Genomic DNA, 13,890 nt, shown 5'->3' on the forward strand with positions numbered 1-13,890 from the left:
ACTGATGCGCCAGAATGGTAGAGACAGGACCTTTCGGATGATGACGACATGTTTGGATTTGGTCGATTGAGCCAGTGGCCTGTCTCGATTGTCATCAAGATGTAGCAAGTATTCACGGATCATGCCTGTCGTGATTTTCGTCACATCGTGTTTGCCAAAATAGATAATCAGTCCATCCTTCTGGCGGTTCAGCAGTTTGCCGTCGCCATCAGACCACTTCGATTTGCCCTTCTGCGCAGCCATCAGCAGTTTGGCGTAATGCTCAAAATTTGTGGACTTTTGTTGCGCAAACGCGGTGTTGGCCTTGCTACGGTAGTTGTCAGCAAACTCATGGGCGGTTTCGATGGCATCAAGGCGGGATGTCTCTTTAGATGACCGAACAATATACTTACCAGCAAGCGGATCTCGCAGCCGAATAAACCAGAAAGGGCTTCGGCCAGTCTTGTAGATGGCGAGCCCTTTACGCAGATGTTTGATCGACTTAATTGAATCGAATGACTTTTTTTGGGGTCTTCGATATTCGGGCCAATATCCGCTCTTTCAAAGTGTATAACTGTGTATAATTTATTCGAGCTTTCAATTTGCATCAACGAAAATGAATTTATCCAGTAATGTCAAGGTTTTAATGGTGCCCAGGGGCGGAATCGAACCACCGACACGAGGATTTTCAATCCACTGCTCTACCCCTGAGCTACCCGGGCACGGGATGGTGTTGCTATCTGCAACCCCTTGGGTAGCGGCGTTTTAGACGTGGGGGCGGGGGGTGTCCAGAGGGAAGTTGCGATTATTCGCACCTTAGTGTGGTTTCTTTTCGCTTGCAGCCTTCAGTTCGTTTTCGAGGTTCTCATCATCCTCAGATGCGGCTGCCGGGATCGCGTAGCTGCCGCTGAACCATTTGCCCAAATCAATATCTGCGCAGCGTTTTGAACAAAACGGGCGGAACGCTGTTTCGGTTGGCTTTTTGCAGATTGGACAGGGCATTAGAGATCCGTGAACAGCTGTTTTGGGAATGGCGGGCGTTCGCGTTTGCGCTGAAGTTCAAACAGGCCCATGGGGCTCCATCCGACAAGTGAGGTTTCAATCGGGTCGTTCCGAAACGCGGCGCGCAGCGTTTGTTCAAGCTGTTTGCGATGGGCTTTGGACATCGACACGAAATCCACCGTGATTTGCCCGGCAAGGCCGCGCAAGCGCAGGGCGCGGGGCAGGGCGCGTGCTGCTGCCAGATTGGTCTTTAGCGCGGCGGCGGGCGATGTGTCGTTGCCTGTGTTCACGTCGACGGCCACCAGCGCGCGCGTGGGTTCGACGTACATTGTGCCCTCGCCCAAACGCACCAGTGGACCGTCGAGCATTGCCAGTTGATCAAGCGCGCCGTGGGTGTCAAAGCTGCCTGGATCTGTGACGACTGTTGCCACGCTTGCCCATTCGCGCCAAGCGATTGTGTGTGGCCCGTCGCCTTCGGTCAGCGCTTCGGGGGTGGTTCCTGTGGCATCTGCAAGCACCGCATCGGCAAGTGACAGCATCGCGATGATATCGTCGGCGATTTCTTCGCCATCGGCCCCTTCGCACGACGAGCGTAGGATCAGCCCGTGTTCGCTGTCAAAGACGCTATGGGCGATGGCCATGAGGTTATCGCGTGTGTCTTCATCGGTGATCTGGCGCGAAATGTTCAGGCCCGGTTTGCCGGGGGTCACAATCGCGTAGCGGCTTTTGAACAGCACCCGGTCGGTGACGGGGACGGCTTTGCCATCTTCGGCATGACCGGTAACCTGTACCAACAATGGCTGGCCCGGGCGAAGACCTTTACTTGCACGTAAAAATGCGGTTTCGCCTTCAGGCAAGCGCAGCATCATGCCGCCTTGGCCCTTGATCGGGCGATCACAAATGCCGCGGTAGATCGCGCCTTGGCGCGGTGCATCTGGGTGGTCAATCAGCAGATCGTCTAGCTTGCCATCGATCATATAGGCCGCAACTTCGACATCGCCGATATGGTCAAGAATAATTGCGCGACCCTTCATGTGTCACCTTTGTGCAGGGGGAAACCCGCGGCGGCCAAAAGCCCAGCGGTTTCGGTCAGTGGTAGGCCAACAATGCCAGTATACGATCCGTTAATCCATGGGATGAACGCGCCAGCGGGGCCTTGAATGGCATAGCCACCGGCCTTGCCTTGCCAATCACCTGAGGCAAGATAAGCGTTCACTTCGGCGTCTGACAGGCGTTTCATTGCGACCGTGCTTTGCACATCTTTTTGCCAGACCTGATCACCGCGTTTCACAGCAACCGAAGTGATGACCTTGTGACGGCGGCCCGATAGCGCATATAAAAATGCAGCGGCTTCACCTGCATCCGCAGGTTTGCCCATGATCCGACGGCCAAGCGCCACCGTCGTATCGGCGCACAGCACGATTTCATTTTGGTTCATTGGGACCGCAGCCGCTTTTTCAGCGGCAATCCGGTTGACATAGTCGCGCGGCAATTCAGCCTTGCGCGGATCTTCGTCAATATCGGGGGCGCGGATATCGCTGGGCACGACACCAAGCTGCGCCAATAGCTCAAGCCGCCGGGGCGAGCCTGAGCCAAGTACGAGCGACAGCGTCACAAGGACACCGGTTTGCGTTTAAGATATATCAAAACGTTCACCCAAGCACGACCGCACAGCATGCGGAGCGCGCTATTTGAAGCGATAGTTGATCCGACCTTTGGTCAAGTCATAAGGGGTCATTTCGACCTGTACCTTATCGCCTGCCAAAACGCGGATACGATTTTTACGCATCTTGCCTGCCGTATGCGCGATGATCTCATGGCCGTTTTCCAGCTCGACCCGAAACGTCGCGTTTGGCAGAAGTTCTATGACGACACCTGGGAATTCGAGCAGTTCTTCCTTGGCCATGTGATCTCCTGTATTTCACTTCCGCCCAAAGTCTGGCGGACGGCGTCTAAATGCGCCCGAACCCACAAGTTTTCAAGGCCTAATCGGCAAGAGGTAGAGGATATGATGGTTTTGCCACGCAACTGCGCTGAAATTCAGTCGGTTTCAGCACTTGCGCCGGGCCCCCACCGCGCAATCAACCGCTCTTTGATTTGATCGCGGGTCTGTCGGTACATGTTGAGCCGCGCGTCGCGGTCATCACCTAGGCCTGTGGGGTCCAGAATGGGCCAATATTCCACCTCTAGATGGTAAAACTGGGTCAGATCGAGCGCGCGGCGCTGACTGGCCGGCGATAGTGCCAGCACCAGATCGAACGACGAAAGATCATCGCCCCATTCTTCCATTTCATCAAATGTGCGCGCGCGGTGACGGGACAGCTCTACGCCAATTTCGGCGCAGACGGTAATCGCAAAGCCGTCGATTTCAAGGTCATTTTTGACGCCAACGGATTGGATATAACAATCAGTGCCATAAAGACTTTTCATGATGCCTTCGGCCATAGGGGAACGCACAGAGTTATAGTCGCAACAAAACAGCACCGACTGTGGTAGGGGGGCGAATTTGGCGTCCTCCCCCAAATCAGCCACCGAAATGCAAGACACAGATCAGGGTAAACAGGCGGCGTGCCGTGTCAGTATCGACCTCGGCCTTGCCTTCAAGTCGCTCTTGCAGAATGCGTGCACCTTCGTTGTGGATGCCGCGCCGTGCCATATCGATCGTTTCGATCTGGCTGGGTGGCATGGTTTTCACCGCGTCAAAATAGCTTTCACATATCTGAAAATAGTCTTTTACAACCTGCCGAAACGGCCCCAGCGACAGGTGGAATTCGCCAGCGGGGTCTTCGGCTTCGGTTTTGATATCAAAGACAAGGCGCCGCTCTTTGATCGACAGGCCCAAACGGTAGGGGCCAGCGGGTGCTGCGCGGTCACTACGGTCGGGCAGGGCAAAACTATTGTCTTCGAGCAAATCAAAAAGCGCGACTTTGCGTTCTTGTTCGATCTCTGGCGTGGGGGCAGGCAGGCCGCTGTCATCAATCGTGATATGGCTCAGCTTGTTCATGTGTCACCTGTGTTCAAACGGTCCAAGCGCGCGCGCACGGACAACCCATGCGCCTCTAAGCTTTCAGATTGCGCAAGCCGTTCGGCCGCAGGACCAATCGCGGCAAGCGCCTTTGGCGTCATTTTAGACAAGGTTGTGCGCTTAATGAAATCCATAACAGACAATCCGCTTGAGAACCGCGCAGACCGGGCAGTCGGCAGCACGTGGTTTGGCCCCCCAATGTAGTCACCGATTGCTTCGGGTGTCCAACCCCCAATAAAGATAGCACCAGCGTGGGTCACTTGATCCGTCAGTTCTTCAGCGTTTGCAGTGCAAATCTCTAGGTGCTCGGGGGCAATCCGATCAGAAAGTGCGACGGCTTCATCCATATTGGCCACGGTAATCACCGCGCCAAAGTCGCGCCAGCTAGCCCCGGCAATGGCGCGGCGTTCCAGCGTTTCAAGGCGCTTTTCAACAGCGGCAACGACGGATTGTCCAAAATCTGCATTATCGGTGATCAGCAGCGATTGCGCGCTTTCATCGTGTTCGGCTTGGGACAAGAGGTCAAGCGCGATCCAATCGGGGTCATTGTCTTTGTCGGCAATCACGAGGATTTCTGACGGGCCCGCGATCATATCGATGCCCACCTTGCCAAACACCCGGCGCTTTGCCGCAGCGACAAATGCGTTGCCTGGCCCGGTGATCTTATCGACAGGCGCAATTGTTTCGGTGCCATAGGCAAGTGCGGCGACGGCCTGCGCACCGCCGATACGGTAAATCTCGTCCACGCCAGCGATCTTTGCGGCCATCAGCACCAGCGGGTTTGTGATCCCATCTGGGGTCGGCACGACGATGGCCAAACGGCCTACGCCCGCGACCTTGGCCGGGATCGCGTTCATCAGGACCGAAGACGGATATGAGGCCAAGCCGCCCGGCACGTAAAGGCCCGCCGCCGAAACTGGTGTCCAGCGCCAGCCAAGCGTCGCACCCGTGTCATCGGTCCACATATCATCTGCGGGCATCTGGCGGGCGTGATAGGCACGAATGCGGCTCGCGGCCAATTCTAGGGCTGCGCGGTCTGCTTCACTGACTTTTGCGCATTCGGCCTCAATTTCAGCAGGGGAAAAACGCATGGTTTCAGGCGTCAGATCTAGGCGATCAAATTTACTGGTCAGTGCGATCAGCGCCGCGTCGCCGCGCGTGCGCACATCCGCGATAATATCCGCCACGATATGATCAACATCTGGACTATCTTCGCGCTTTGCGCCCAAAAGGGCGGTAAAGCAGGTCTCGAAATCGGCGTCAGATGTGTTCAGAAACTGTGGCATAGTGCACTCCTTCACCGCCGACATACAAGGCAGTGGCGGGCGCTTCAATGCGGCATTGTTATCAGGTCGTGTGGGTCCGATGGCTTTGACCGTTTCTCCGACAATTGAGTTAATTCTGAAAGATGCGGAAACTGCCGTTCGTTTAACCGTAGGGGATGGCTGCTAGGTGCACAAACTACCGAAGTTAGCGTGACAGTCGCTCTTTCTCTAACAAACGAAAAAGGAGTTCCAACTCAATCTTGGCCGCGCTTTCGACGGAATCAACGTAGCGAAGAAGTTCCTTCCGCGCGCGGCTGGGGTTCTCGACGACGTCGATACCTTTACCCACGTCGTACATATGTCCGTGTCTTTTGAAGTTTGTTCGCGCTCTCGCCAATGAATACGGGCCGTTAGGTCCTCCCCAAACTTGATTGGCGGTTTCATTGTCCTGTCCATCATCTTCCCACCAACATATGGTGCAAATATCATAACTCCCACGTTCGGAGAGTGTCGGAAACTGGCAACAGGGGCAGGCAAAAAGGAATTGATCCATGGCTGATTTATGCTGGCAACTTGCTCGAATTTCAACGGTATAAATGTCAGATCGACTGACCTTAGCGCACGCCACGCCGTAGGTCAGCTCAGGTCCAAAAACGCATGACGCTTGGACCCGTACCGCATGACGCCGCCCACATCACGTTGGATGCGACGGTGCCTTGCCTGATGGTGCGCCGTAGGGGCGGGTGACGTCGCGTAGGATGACTTCGAGTGCTTCGACCTCAAGCGCGATGGCCCCGTCGCCTGCGAGCGTCAGTTCAATGCGGCCTGTGCCGTCTTCGCCGGGGGTGAAGGTGATGGACAGCAGAGAAAACACCATTTCAGGTTCAGATTTATCAACCCCTTGGCTTTGCACGCACATCACATCCTCGAACACCAGCACGGATTGCACGCGTTCATGGCCGTGGCGCGGTGCGTTATCCGCGTCCTCCCAGCGAAAGCGGTTCAACAATAGCGCAAAGCGGCGTGCCTTGCGGTCCCATTGCATTTCAGCAGCCGGAAACACCGCATCTTGGACCAATGCGGCGATGACGTTCAGATCGTCCGCATCCAACGCCTTAAGGCGCAGGGGTGATTCTTTGCCGTCTTCAAACCGCGCGTCTTCAACCATTATTCGGATACCCGTTCAATTTGCGCGCCAACCGCGCTCAGTTTTTCTTCGATATGCTCGTAGCCGCGATCAAGGTGATAGACGCGGCTGACCACGGTTTCGCCTTCGGCGGCAAGCCCTGCCAAAACCAGCGAAGCAGAGGCGCGCAAATCCGTCGCCATCACGCGCGCGCCCTTAAGGCGTTCAACGCCGTGGACGGTTGCGGTGCCGCCTTGGACTTCGATATTTGCGCCCATACGGATCAATTCAGGCGCGTGCATAAAGCGGTTTTCAAAGATTTTCTCTTCCAACACAGATGTGCCATCTGCGGTGCAGAGCATTGCCATCATCTGCGCCTGAAGGTCAGTCGGGAAGCCGGGGAAGACTTCGGTTGTGACGTTTACTGCGCGTGCGCGGTCATTGCGGCGCTTGACCAACAATCCATCCGGGGTCTCTGACACATCCACACCAGCGGCATCCAGTTTCTCAACAAAGGCCTCGATCAGATCAAGCCGACCACCAAGGCATTCGACCTCGCCACCTGCAAAAACAGGGGCGAGCATATAGGTGCCGAGTTCAATCCGGTCAGTGACCACCGGGTGGGTGGCTGCGCCCAACCGGTCAACGCCATCAATGGTGATCGTGCTGGTGCCTTCGCCATCAATCTGCGCGCCCATGCTGCGCAAACAGCGGGCGAGATCGACAATTTCAGGCTCGCGTGCTGCGTTTTCAATGATTGTGGTGCCTTTGGCCAATGTTGCGGCCATCAGGATGTTTTCGGTCGCCCCCACAGAGGCAAAGCGCAGCGGCACGCGCGCGCCTTTCAGCCCGCCTTTGGCAACGGCATGCAGATAGCCATCTTTCAGCTCAATTTCTGCGCCCATTGCCTCAAGACCCGATACGTGAAGATCCATCGGGCGTGCGCCAATCGCGCAGCCTCCGGGCAGGGATACAACCGCCTGATGATGGCGGGCCAGAAGGGGACCCAGAACAAGATTAGAGGCACGCATTTTGCGGACAATTTCATAATCGGCGGTGGTCGATGTCATGTCGTGCGATGACAGAACCTGCACCTTGCCGTTTTGCATTGACGTGACTTCGACACCCAATGACTGCAAAAGCTGCGTCATTGTCTTGATGTCAGACAAGCGGGGCGCATTGGTCAGCGTCAGCGGCTCTTCTGACAGTAATGTGGCAGGCATCAGCGCCAGCGCCGCATTCTTCGCGCCCGCGATCTGGATTTTTCCGTTTAACGGCGTGCCGCCTTTGACAACAATCGAATCCATGCCTGTCTACTCTTTCTCTTTTTTATCATCACCCGTCGTGCGGGCGCGGGCCTGCGCCTTGCGCTTGGCCATATTTGCCTTGAGCGCCGCCTTTAACCGATCGTCTCGGGATGTGGCGGTCTTGCCCTTACTACTCTGTTGTTGTTTGTCGCTCATGACAGCCCTGTTAGCAATAAGCGTAAAAAGGGTCCAGTCAGGGCTTGCACCAGCGCGCGTTTGCGTCTAATTCCCCGCTCACGGAAGCTGCGGTAGCTCAGTGGTAGAGCGCGTCATTGGTAATGACGAGGTCGGGAGTTCAATTCTCCCTCGCAGCACCATCCCTTTATTTCGCCAAATAACCTGAGTAGCAACGCTATTGGGGATAGGTGTTACCCCTCGAATTGTCTTTTTCTGTCTTGTTTTCCGGCGTTATTATTGATTTTTAACAACGTGTTACGTTTTTTTGAGCTATTTTTAGTCTTTCTTTGAACCGTTTCCTATCTCCAAACGACCTACGACTGTAACGCGGACGAGATGCGGTTACGTCGATGCAATTTGGAACAACGCAGAGGAACGTGACATGAGGGGGCCGCAATTCTAGCAGCGCGCAAAGCCATCCCTCGCGACCATCACTATCATTCGAAAACGTAGGGTTCTTGCCATGCGAAGAACCAATTTCAAAAAAGGATATTACAAATGTTACACAAACTTACACTGACAAGCATGATCGCCCTGATCGCGGGTGCCGCTTCGGCCGAGGATGGCTTGAACTATGCGCACTTGAGCTACGACTACTCTCACTTTGACATTGAAAACGACGAGCGTTCGTCAGGCCGCGTGCAAGGGGGCGCTGAATACACGTTTGGTCAGTTCTTGCTGAGTGCAGATATTGCAAGCATCCAACACGATGTCATCTTTCCGCTTGAGTACGTAGAATACGCGGTTTCTGCCAGCTATATGGCGTCACCGGAAATGTTGTTCGGCGCAGGGTTTACGGGCGTTGATGGTGATATTCCGGCATGGGATGGGTACGAGGTCTTCGGCCAGTACCAAAATGATCAATTTGCCGTTGCGCTGAATTACACAAGCATTGATGACGATGATGCGCTCACATCGCTTTATGCAGAATACGCAGCAACGCCAGAGTTGCGTCTTGGTCTTGACGTGCAGTCCTATACCTACCTTGATGACCCGATTTCAAAACTGAGCGCCTCCTATGACGCAGGTCCAATCCAAGCGCGCGGTTACTACCAAGATAGCAACCTTTGGTTTGACAGCGCGCTGCTTGGCGCCCGTGGTAGCTATGATGTGAACGAAACGTTCCGCGTGATGGCTGCGGTGGAAACATCGCTTGATGACAGTTTTGAAGCACAGACCTATGCGATTGGCGCCGGCTATCAGGTGACAGATGGTGTTTGGCTGGATGCGAGCGCGGGGCAATCGATTGTTGAAACAACGGATATTACCCATATTCAGGCGATGATTTCCTTTGAAACAGGAACGCAAACACGTGTTGACCAACGGTTTAATCAACTCAGCCGTGATGACCGCCGTTCAAGCGTGCTAGCGCTCTTCCCATTGTAATAAAATGACTGGGCCTGCGCGATGCGGGCCCAGTTACATCATTTTGCGGTTGGTGCTGGGCGCCTCCTTCGGGGGCAGTCCAGTTTGTTTGGAGAAGTATGCTGATTGGACATAGGGATTGCGCAAATCGCTGACTAGGGTAGGTTTTTGGTTCCAGCCCGCATAAGTGAAAGTGCGCATATGTCAGATAGTCTTCAGAATCCTTATCGCGGCACAGGGATGCCGGGATTGGATTTTTTCCCAAAAAATGACGCCTCTGCGGTGACGCAGCTTTTGACATTGTGCCCGGCACATGCGCCAACGCCTTTGCGCTGTTTGGATGCTGCGGCGGCCCAGCTTGGGATCGCGTCGCTTTGGCTGAAAGATGAACGCGCGCGCATGGGGCTTGGCAGTTTTAAGGCGCTTGGTGCGGCCTATGCGATTGCTGCGCTTGCCGCAGAGAAAGTCACGGATGACAATTGGGCGCAGGCGCTTGTGGGGGATGTGTTTATCACGGCCAGTGCGGGCAACCACGGATTGTCAGTTGCAGCGGGTGCGCGGATTTTTGGAGCAAAGGCGATCATCTATCTTGCCGATTCTGTGCCCGATCCCTTTGCTGAAAGGTTACGTGCGGCCGGGGCACAAGTTGAACGGGCAGGCGACACATATGAAGACAGTTTGGTCGCGGCAGAGCGGGCGGCAGATGCAGGTGATGGCACGCTTTTGTCGGATGGGTCATGGCCGGGCTATGTGACCTTGCCAACAAAAGTGATGGAAGGCTATTTGCAAATGGCCGTCGAAGCGGCGACCCAAATTGATAGCCCCCCAACCCATATTTTTCTGCAAGCAGGGGTCGGCGGATTGGCCGCTGCCGTTGCTGCCTATGCGCGGGTGGTTTGGGGTGACGGGCCTGAAATCATCGTGGTCGAACCCGATGCAGCCCCGGCGCTGATTGAGAGCCTCAGGGCTGGTGAGGTCGTGACAACAACAGGCCCCGTGTCCCAGATGGGGCGGCTAGATTGCAAAACCCCGTCGATGGTGGCGCTGGCGGGGTTGGCGCGCGACGCGAACAGCTTTGTTACCGTCACCGAACAAGAGGCGGCAGATGCCGTCGCGTTTCTTGGCACCCACCGGACCGCAACAACGCCTTCCGGGGCCGCAGGGGTCGCAGCGGTACTTGCAACGCGCCCGGCGCTTGGGTCGGATGCGCGGGTTCTGTGCATTATCAGCGAAGGCTCCGAGGATGGCTGAGGGGCTTTTCCCTGCCGCGGAATTTGAAACCCGCGTCGCCCGGATGCAGCGCCAGATGGCCGCCGCAGGCCAAGATGCGCTGCTTTTGACCACGCCTGCCGATGTGTTCTATGTCACCGGCTTTCTGACGCGGTTTTGGGAAAGCCCGGCCCGCCCTTGGTATATTTTGGTACCAGTATCAGGCGCGCCCATTGCCGTTATTCCGGCGATTGGGGCAGCATTGATGGGGCGTAGTTGGATCACGGATATGCGGACATGGGATGCGCCTAACCCCGCTGATGATGGGGTCAGTCTGTTATGTGATGCCATTTGTGAACAGGTGCCAACGCACGGCGCGTTGGGGATTCCGATGGGCTTAGAGACGCATCTGCGGATGCCGCTTGCGGATTATTTGACCTGCACAGCCAAAATCGCGCCACGGCGGATTGTCGATGCAACGGATACAGTGCAGCGCACACGCGAAATCAAGTCCGCGGCAGAGATCGCCAAGATCAAAGCAAGCTGTGCGATTGCTGACCGTGCGTTTGACCGGGTGGCGACATTCGCGCAAAAGGGGCGGCCCTTGGATGCTGTGTTCCGCGATTTTCAAATCGCGCTGCTGTCCGAAGGGGCTGATTGGGTGTCTTATGTGGCTGGTGGGGCCGGGCAGGGAGGCTATGGTGATGTGATTTCACCGGCCTCAGATCGGGCTTTGCAAGACGGCGATACCCTAATGCTTGATACAGGTGCGGTGCGTGACGGGTATTTTTGCGACTTTGATCGCAATTTTGCGATTGGCACCCCTGATGATGCGGCGCGGCGGGCCTATGATGTGGCGTATCAAGCCACTGATGCGGCATTATCAGCGCTGCATCCCGGCATGACAGCGGCTGAACTGCACCACGTGATGTGCCAAAGCATCCTGTCCCAAGGTGCGCGGCCCGGCGGCGGGCGCTTGGGGCATGGGTTGGGGATCACGCTGACGGAATGGCCGTCTCTTACGCCGCATGATCACACACCTTTGCGCGCGGGCATGGTGCTCACGCTTGAGCCGGGGGTGGAAATCGCGCCGGGCAAGATCATGGTGCATGAAGAAAACATCGTCCTGACTGCGGCTGGTGCGCAGCTCTTGTCACGCCGGGCGCCGCCCGCATTGCCGGAAATCCACAGGTGAAGACATATCCTTACCATCTAACAGGGCCGATCGGGACAGCCGCAACGCTGGGGCTTGTGGTGTTGCAGGTTGATGAAACGATTGAGCAGGATTTTCGGCGACTGTTCCCATCGGATGAGATTGCGCTTTATGTCAGCCGGGTCGCATCTGGCGAGGCGCTCACGCGTGATACAATCGCGCAAATGGCGGTGGACTTGCCGCAAGCCGTCGGACTTTTGCCGTCTGCGGTGGCGTTTGACGCGATTGGCTATGCGTGCACCTCGGGGACGACATTGATCGGCGCAAAGAAAGTCGCGCAGATGGTCGCCGCAAATGCGCAAACGCGGGCGGTTTCTGACCCGCTGAGCGCCTCTATCGCGGCGTTAACAGCGTTGGATACGCGCGCCGTTGGGATCGTGTCTCCCTATGTTGCGGATGTGGCTTTGCCGATCCAGCAGGCGTTTGTGGATGCAGGCTTTGCAGTGCCGCATAGCCTGTCATTCGGCGAAGAGATCGAACAGCGCGTGGCGCGTATTGATCCGGCATCCATCTATGCTGCGGCGCTGGATGTCGGACAGCACGCAGATGTGGATGCGGTGTTTCTGTCTTGTACAAACCTGCGCACGCTCGACATAATTGCTGATCTTGAAGTGCAGCTTGGCAAACCCGTGGTTAGTAGCAATCAGGCTTTGGCGTGGCATATGGCGCGTCGCGCTGGGGTGGCTTTGGAGGTGGGGTTTCCCGGTCAATTGGGGGCGGTCTAGCGTCAACGCTGGCCATCTGGGAATCTGTCGGGGCGTACTTAAAATGATGTGACGGCCCAAGATTTTGAGGTTAAAATTGCGAGGTCAAGGTGAACCCAACCGCAAGCGTGTCGCGCGTAAACCTGCTGACGTTGCTTTCGGCAAAGCTGTGTTTTACCGACACGCCCGGCGTAAATCCGGCATATGAAAGATCAGCGAACCGCATATTGACCGTGTAGAATAGGGTCGTGTCTTGTCGACCGCCTGTGACGGCGAAAAGTAAACTGTAATCAGGGTAATCTGCCCATGTGACACCCGCACCAGCCGAGAACGTGACCGGACCAATGGGGTCGCGCCAATTGTAGTTCCCCTGTAGGGTTATGGTTTCGAACACATAGTTCGCCGATGCACTATCGCTGTCGGTATAACTGATCGCGGTACGCCAACTGTCCCCACTGTCGGTCCGCCTTGTGTAGGATGCACTAAGATTAACGCGGTCGACCTCGCCTATATTGGCGGTTTCATAGGTCAGTTGTTCGGACTGTACGCCAAAGCCAATTTCGGATTGCGCATTTAAGGGAAGACGGTACCGCATGCCGATGCGCACGATATCATATTTGTAGGTTTCAACGTCGGGTTCATCTTCTTGTCCGGTCGCGTAATTTGACACGCCCGCTGCGGCCGTAACGCTGATCACACCTTTGGGCAGGGCGCGTTCATGGGTTAAGTCAATAAGCGTTGTGTCCGTACTAAACGCCGCGTCCGGCAGTGGCGCGCCTTCTTCCAGCCGCACCCGTAGGGCGTTGAATTGCAAACCAACGGTCGTGCGATTTTTCGGGGTCGCATGCAGGCGATACTGGGTGCGAAATCCAAGGGACGCGCGTATGCCCGCCAATGCCAGCGCGTCAGCTGATAGTTGGCCGTCAAAATTGCCGGGCGCGGTTAATGTGTCATCATCGGCGCCGCCATTCACGTTGTTCGACGGGACAACCGAAAACGACAGCGATGTTGACCACGGGTTGCGGCGCGATATGGCGCGTGCGTCTGTAATAGTACGCTCAATTTCCGTATCGTTGGGGGCCACGGTCAGGGCACGACGCAACCAGATCGTCGACAGCGTGAAACGTTCGGCATTTGCGGCGGCCAGCGCGGTCAGGCGGGCGGCCTCGTATTTTTGAACATCTGTTTGCGACACACGCCAAGCCCGCGCGCCAGCGCGCTGCCCGGTATCAAAATCACCAACCTGCGGCGCGGCGGCAGCCATCACAATCAACGCGGTCCGGTCATCGGGGTCTTGGGCAAGCAATTGCTTGGCAATCTCAATCGCTAATGCGAAGTCACCAGCCTGCGCGGCACGGGTCGCAATAACGCGGGCTTGCGCATTCGGAATATCGACCGTCGATTGGGCCAACACCGGGGCGGCGGCAAGGCAAGCCATCACGGCAATCATACGCAGTGCCATCGTTTGATCCTTAGGTAGGTCGGTTTTGCGGCATAATGTCATAGCTTAGAACGGGC

General features: G+C 56.1%; 16 protein-coding genes, 2 tRNA genes and 1 pseudogene. 5 read left to right on the forward strand and 14 right to left on the reverse strand.

Annotation, left to right across the window (positions count from 1 at the left end):
- From DS901_RS12965 to DS901_RS18785, 13 genes and pseudogenes are all read right to left on the reverse strand, one after another.
- Positions 1-243, reverse strand: a pseudogene (locus DS901_RS12965) (tyrosine-type recombinase/integrase); the annotation flags it as partial.
- A gap of 383 nt (positions 244-626) precedes the next feature.
- Positions 627-701 (reverse strand) — tRNA-Phe (locus DS901_RS12970).
- Between the two features lie 94 nt (positions 702-795).
- Complete coding sequence (locus tag DS901_RS12975) at positions 796-981, reverse strand: DNA gyrase inhibitor YacG (RefSeq protein ID WP_113777365.1); 186 nt, start codon at positions 979-981, stop codon at positions 796-798.
- Complete coding sequence (locus DS901_RS12980) at positions 981-2,015, reverse strand: ribonuclease E/G (protein ID WP_113777366.1); 1,035 nt, start codon at positions 2,013-2,015, stop codon at positions 981-983. Before DS901_RS12980 ends, DS901_RS12975 begins: the two co-directional genes overlap by 1 nt.
- Positions 2,012-2,590: a Maf family protein gene (locus DS901_RS12985; RefSeq protein WP_113777436.1), complete on the reverse strand. Its 579-nt coding sequence runs from the start codon at positions 2,588-2,590 to the stop codon at positions 2,012-2,014. The genes DS901_RS12980 and DS901_RS12985 overlap by 4 nt, the downstream gene beginning before the upstream one ends.
- Positions 2,591-2,668: 78 nt before the next feature.
- Positions 2,669-2,887 (reverse strand): translation initiation factor IF-1, encoded by a 219-nt coding sequence (infA, locus tag DS901_RS12990; protein ID WP_090196658.1) that lies wholly within the window; start codon positions 2,885-2,887, stop codon positions 2,669-2,671.
- 134 nt (positions 2,888-3,021) lie between these two features.
- Entirely contained in the window at positions 3,022-3,504 is a 483-nt protein-coding gene (locus DS901_RS12995) for an arsenate-mycothiol transferase ArsC (RefSeq protein WP_113777437.1), read from the reverse strand.
- 1 nt (position 3,505) lies between these two features.
- On the reverse strand, positions 3,506-3,985 hold the full coding sequence (locus tag DS901_RS13000; RefSeq protein ID WP_113777367.1) for a UPF0262 family protein: 480 nt from the start codon (positions 3,983-3,985) through the stop codon (positions 3,506-3,508).
- Positions 3,982-5,292: a histidinol dehydrogenase gene (hisD, locus tag DS901_RS13005; RefSeq protein WP_113777368.1), complete on the reverse strand. Its 1,311-nt coding sequence runs from the start codon at positions 5,290-5,292 to the stop codon at positions 3,982-3,984. Before hisD ends, DS901_RS13000 begins: the two co-directional genes overlap by 4 nt.
- Before the next feature lie 184 nt (positions 5,293-5,476).
- Positions 5,477-5,824, reverse strand: a complete 348-nt coding sequence (locus DS901_RS13010) for a CPCC family cysteine-rich protein (RefSeq protein WP_113777369.1) — start codon at positions 5,822-5,824, stop codon at positions 5,477-5,479.
- A gap of 141 nt (positions 5,825-5,965) precedes the next feature.
- On the reverse strand, positions 5,966-6,439 hold the full coding sequence (locus DS901_RS13015) for a DUF2948 family protein (protein WP_113777370.1): 474 nt from the start codon (positions 6,437-6,439) through the stop codon (positions 5,966-5,968).
- On the reverse strand, positions 6,439-7,704 hold the full coding sequence (gene murA / locus DS901_RS13020; protein ID WP_113777371.1) for a UDP-N-acetylglucosamine 1-carboxyvinyltransferase: 1,266 nt from the start codon (positions 7,702-7,704) through the stop codon (positions 6,439-6,441). Before murA ends, DS901_RS13015 begins: the two co-directional genes overlap by 1 nt.
- A 6-nt stretch (positions 7,705-7,710) precedes the next feature.
- Positions 7,711-7,860: a hypothetical protein gene (locus tag DS901_RS18785; protein WP_181820867.1), complete on the reverse strand. Its 150-nt coding sequence runs from the start codon at positions 7,858-7,860 to the stop codon at positions 7,711-7,713.
- Positions 7,861-7,946: 86 nt separating this feature from the next.
- On the opposite strand from DS901_RS18785, the gene DS901_RS13025 reads away from it, so the two are divergent.
- From DS901_RS13025 to DS901_RS13045, 5 genes are all read left to right on the forward strand, one after another.
- Positions 7,947-8,021: transfer RNA gene (locus DS901_RS13025), tRNA-Thr, on the forward strand.
- A gap of 358 nt (positions 8,022-8,379) precedes the next feature.
- Positions 8,380-9,267 (forward strand): hypothetical protein, encoded by an 888-nt coding sequence (locus tag DS901_RS13030; protein WP_113777372.1) that lies wholly within the window; start codon positions 8,380-8,382, stop codon positions 9,265-9,267.
- A 180-nt stretch (positions 9,268-9,447) separates the two neighbouring features.
- Positions 9,448-10,497 carry a pyridoxal-phosphate dependent enzyme gene (locus DS901_RS13035; protein ID WP_113777373.1) on the forward strand — a complete coding sequence of 350 codons (1,050 nt, stop codon included), beginning with the start codon at positions 9,448-9,450 and terminating at the stop codon, positions 10,495-10,497.
- The gene (locus DS901_RS13040; RefSeq protein WP_113777374.1) at positions 10,490-11,650 is read left to right on the forward strand and encodes a M24 family metallopeptidase; all 1,161 of its coding nucleotides are present in this window, start codon (positions 10,490-10,492) and stop codon (positions 11,648-11,650) included. The genes DS901_RS13035 and DS901_RS13040 overlap by 8 nt, the downstream gene beginning before the upstream one ends.
- Positions 11,647-12,393, forward strand: coding sequence for a maleate cis-trans isomerase family protein (locus DS901_RS13045; RefSeq protein WP_113777375.1), 747 nt, complete (start codon positions 11,647-11,649; stop codon positions 12,391-12,393). The genes DS901_RS13040 and DS901_RS13045 overlap by 4 nt, the downstream gene beginning before the upstream one ends.
- 70 nt (positions 12,394-12,463) lie before the next feature.
- Here the strand turns inward: DS901_RS13045 and DS901_RS13050 are convergent, their stop codons facing one another.
- The gene (locus tag DS901_RS13050; protein ID WP_147249931.1) at positions 12,464-13,834 is read right to left on the reverse strand and encodes a tetratricopeptide repeat protein; all 1,371 of its coding nucleotides are present in this window, start codon (positions 13,832-13,834) and stop codon (positions 12,464-12,466) included.
- Positions 13,835-13,890: the final 56 nt, after the last annotated feature.

This window comes from Loktanella sp. D2R18, from assembly GCF_003318235.1.
Taxonomy (GTDB): Bacteria; Pseudomonadota; Alphaproteobacteria; order Rhodobacterales; family Rhodobacteraceae; genus Yoonia.

Bases quoted from the DNA above. Each gene is read 5' to 3' on its own strand.
- DS901_RS13040 (WP_113777374.1), top strand. From the start codon at position 10,490: ATGGCTGAGGGGCTTTTCCCTGCCGCGGAATTTGAAACCCGCGTCGCC.
- DS901_RS13010 (WP_113777369.1), bottom strand. From the start codon at position 5,824: ATGGATCAATTCCTTTTTGCCTGCCCCTGTTGCCAGTTTCCGACACTC.
- infA (WP_090196658.1), bottom strand. From the start codon at position 2,887: ATGGCCAAGGAAGAACTGCTCGAATTCCCAGGTGTCGTCATAGAACTT.
- hisD (WP_113777368.1), bottom strand. From the start codon at position 5,292: ATGCCACAGTTTCTGAACACATCTGACGCCGATTTCGAGACCTGCTTT.
- DS901_RS12980 (WP_113777366.1), bottom strand. From the start codon at position 2,015: ATGAAGGGTCGCGCAATTATTCTTGACCATATCGGCGATGTCGAAGTT.
- DS901_RS13015 (WP_113777370.1), bottom strand. From the start codon at position 6,439: ATGGTTGAAGACGCGCGGTTTGAAGACGGCAAAGAATCACCCCTGCGC.
- DS901_RS13050 (WP_147249931.1), bottom strand. From the start codon at position 13,834: ATGGCACTGCGTATGATTGCCGTGATGGCTTGCCTTGCCGCCGCCCCG.
- DS901_RS13030 (WP_113777372.1), top strand. From the start codon at position 8,380: ATGTTACACAAACTTACACTGACAAGCATGATCGCCCTGATCGCGGGT.
- DS901_RS13035 (WP_113777373.1), top strand. From the start codon at position 9,448: ATGTCAGATAGTCTTCAGAATCCTTATCGCGGCACAGGGATGCCGGGA.
- DS901_RS12975 (WP_113777365.1), bottom strand. From the start codon at position 981: ATGCCCTGTCCAATCTGCAAAAAGCCAACCGAAACAGCGTTCCGCCCG.
- DS901_RS18785 (WP_181820867.1), bottom strand. From the start codon at position 7,860: ATGAGCGACAAACAACAACAGAGTAGTAAGGGCAAGACCGCCACATCC.
- DS901_RS13000 (WP_113777367.1), bottom strand. From the start codon at position 3,985: ATGAACAAGCTGAGCCATATCACGATTGATGACAGCGGCCTGCCTGCC.
- murA (WP_113777371.1), bottom strand. From the start codon at position 7,704: ATGGATTCGATTGTTGTCAAAGGCGGCACGCCGTTAAACGGAAAAATC.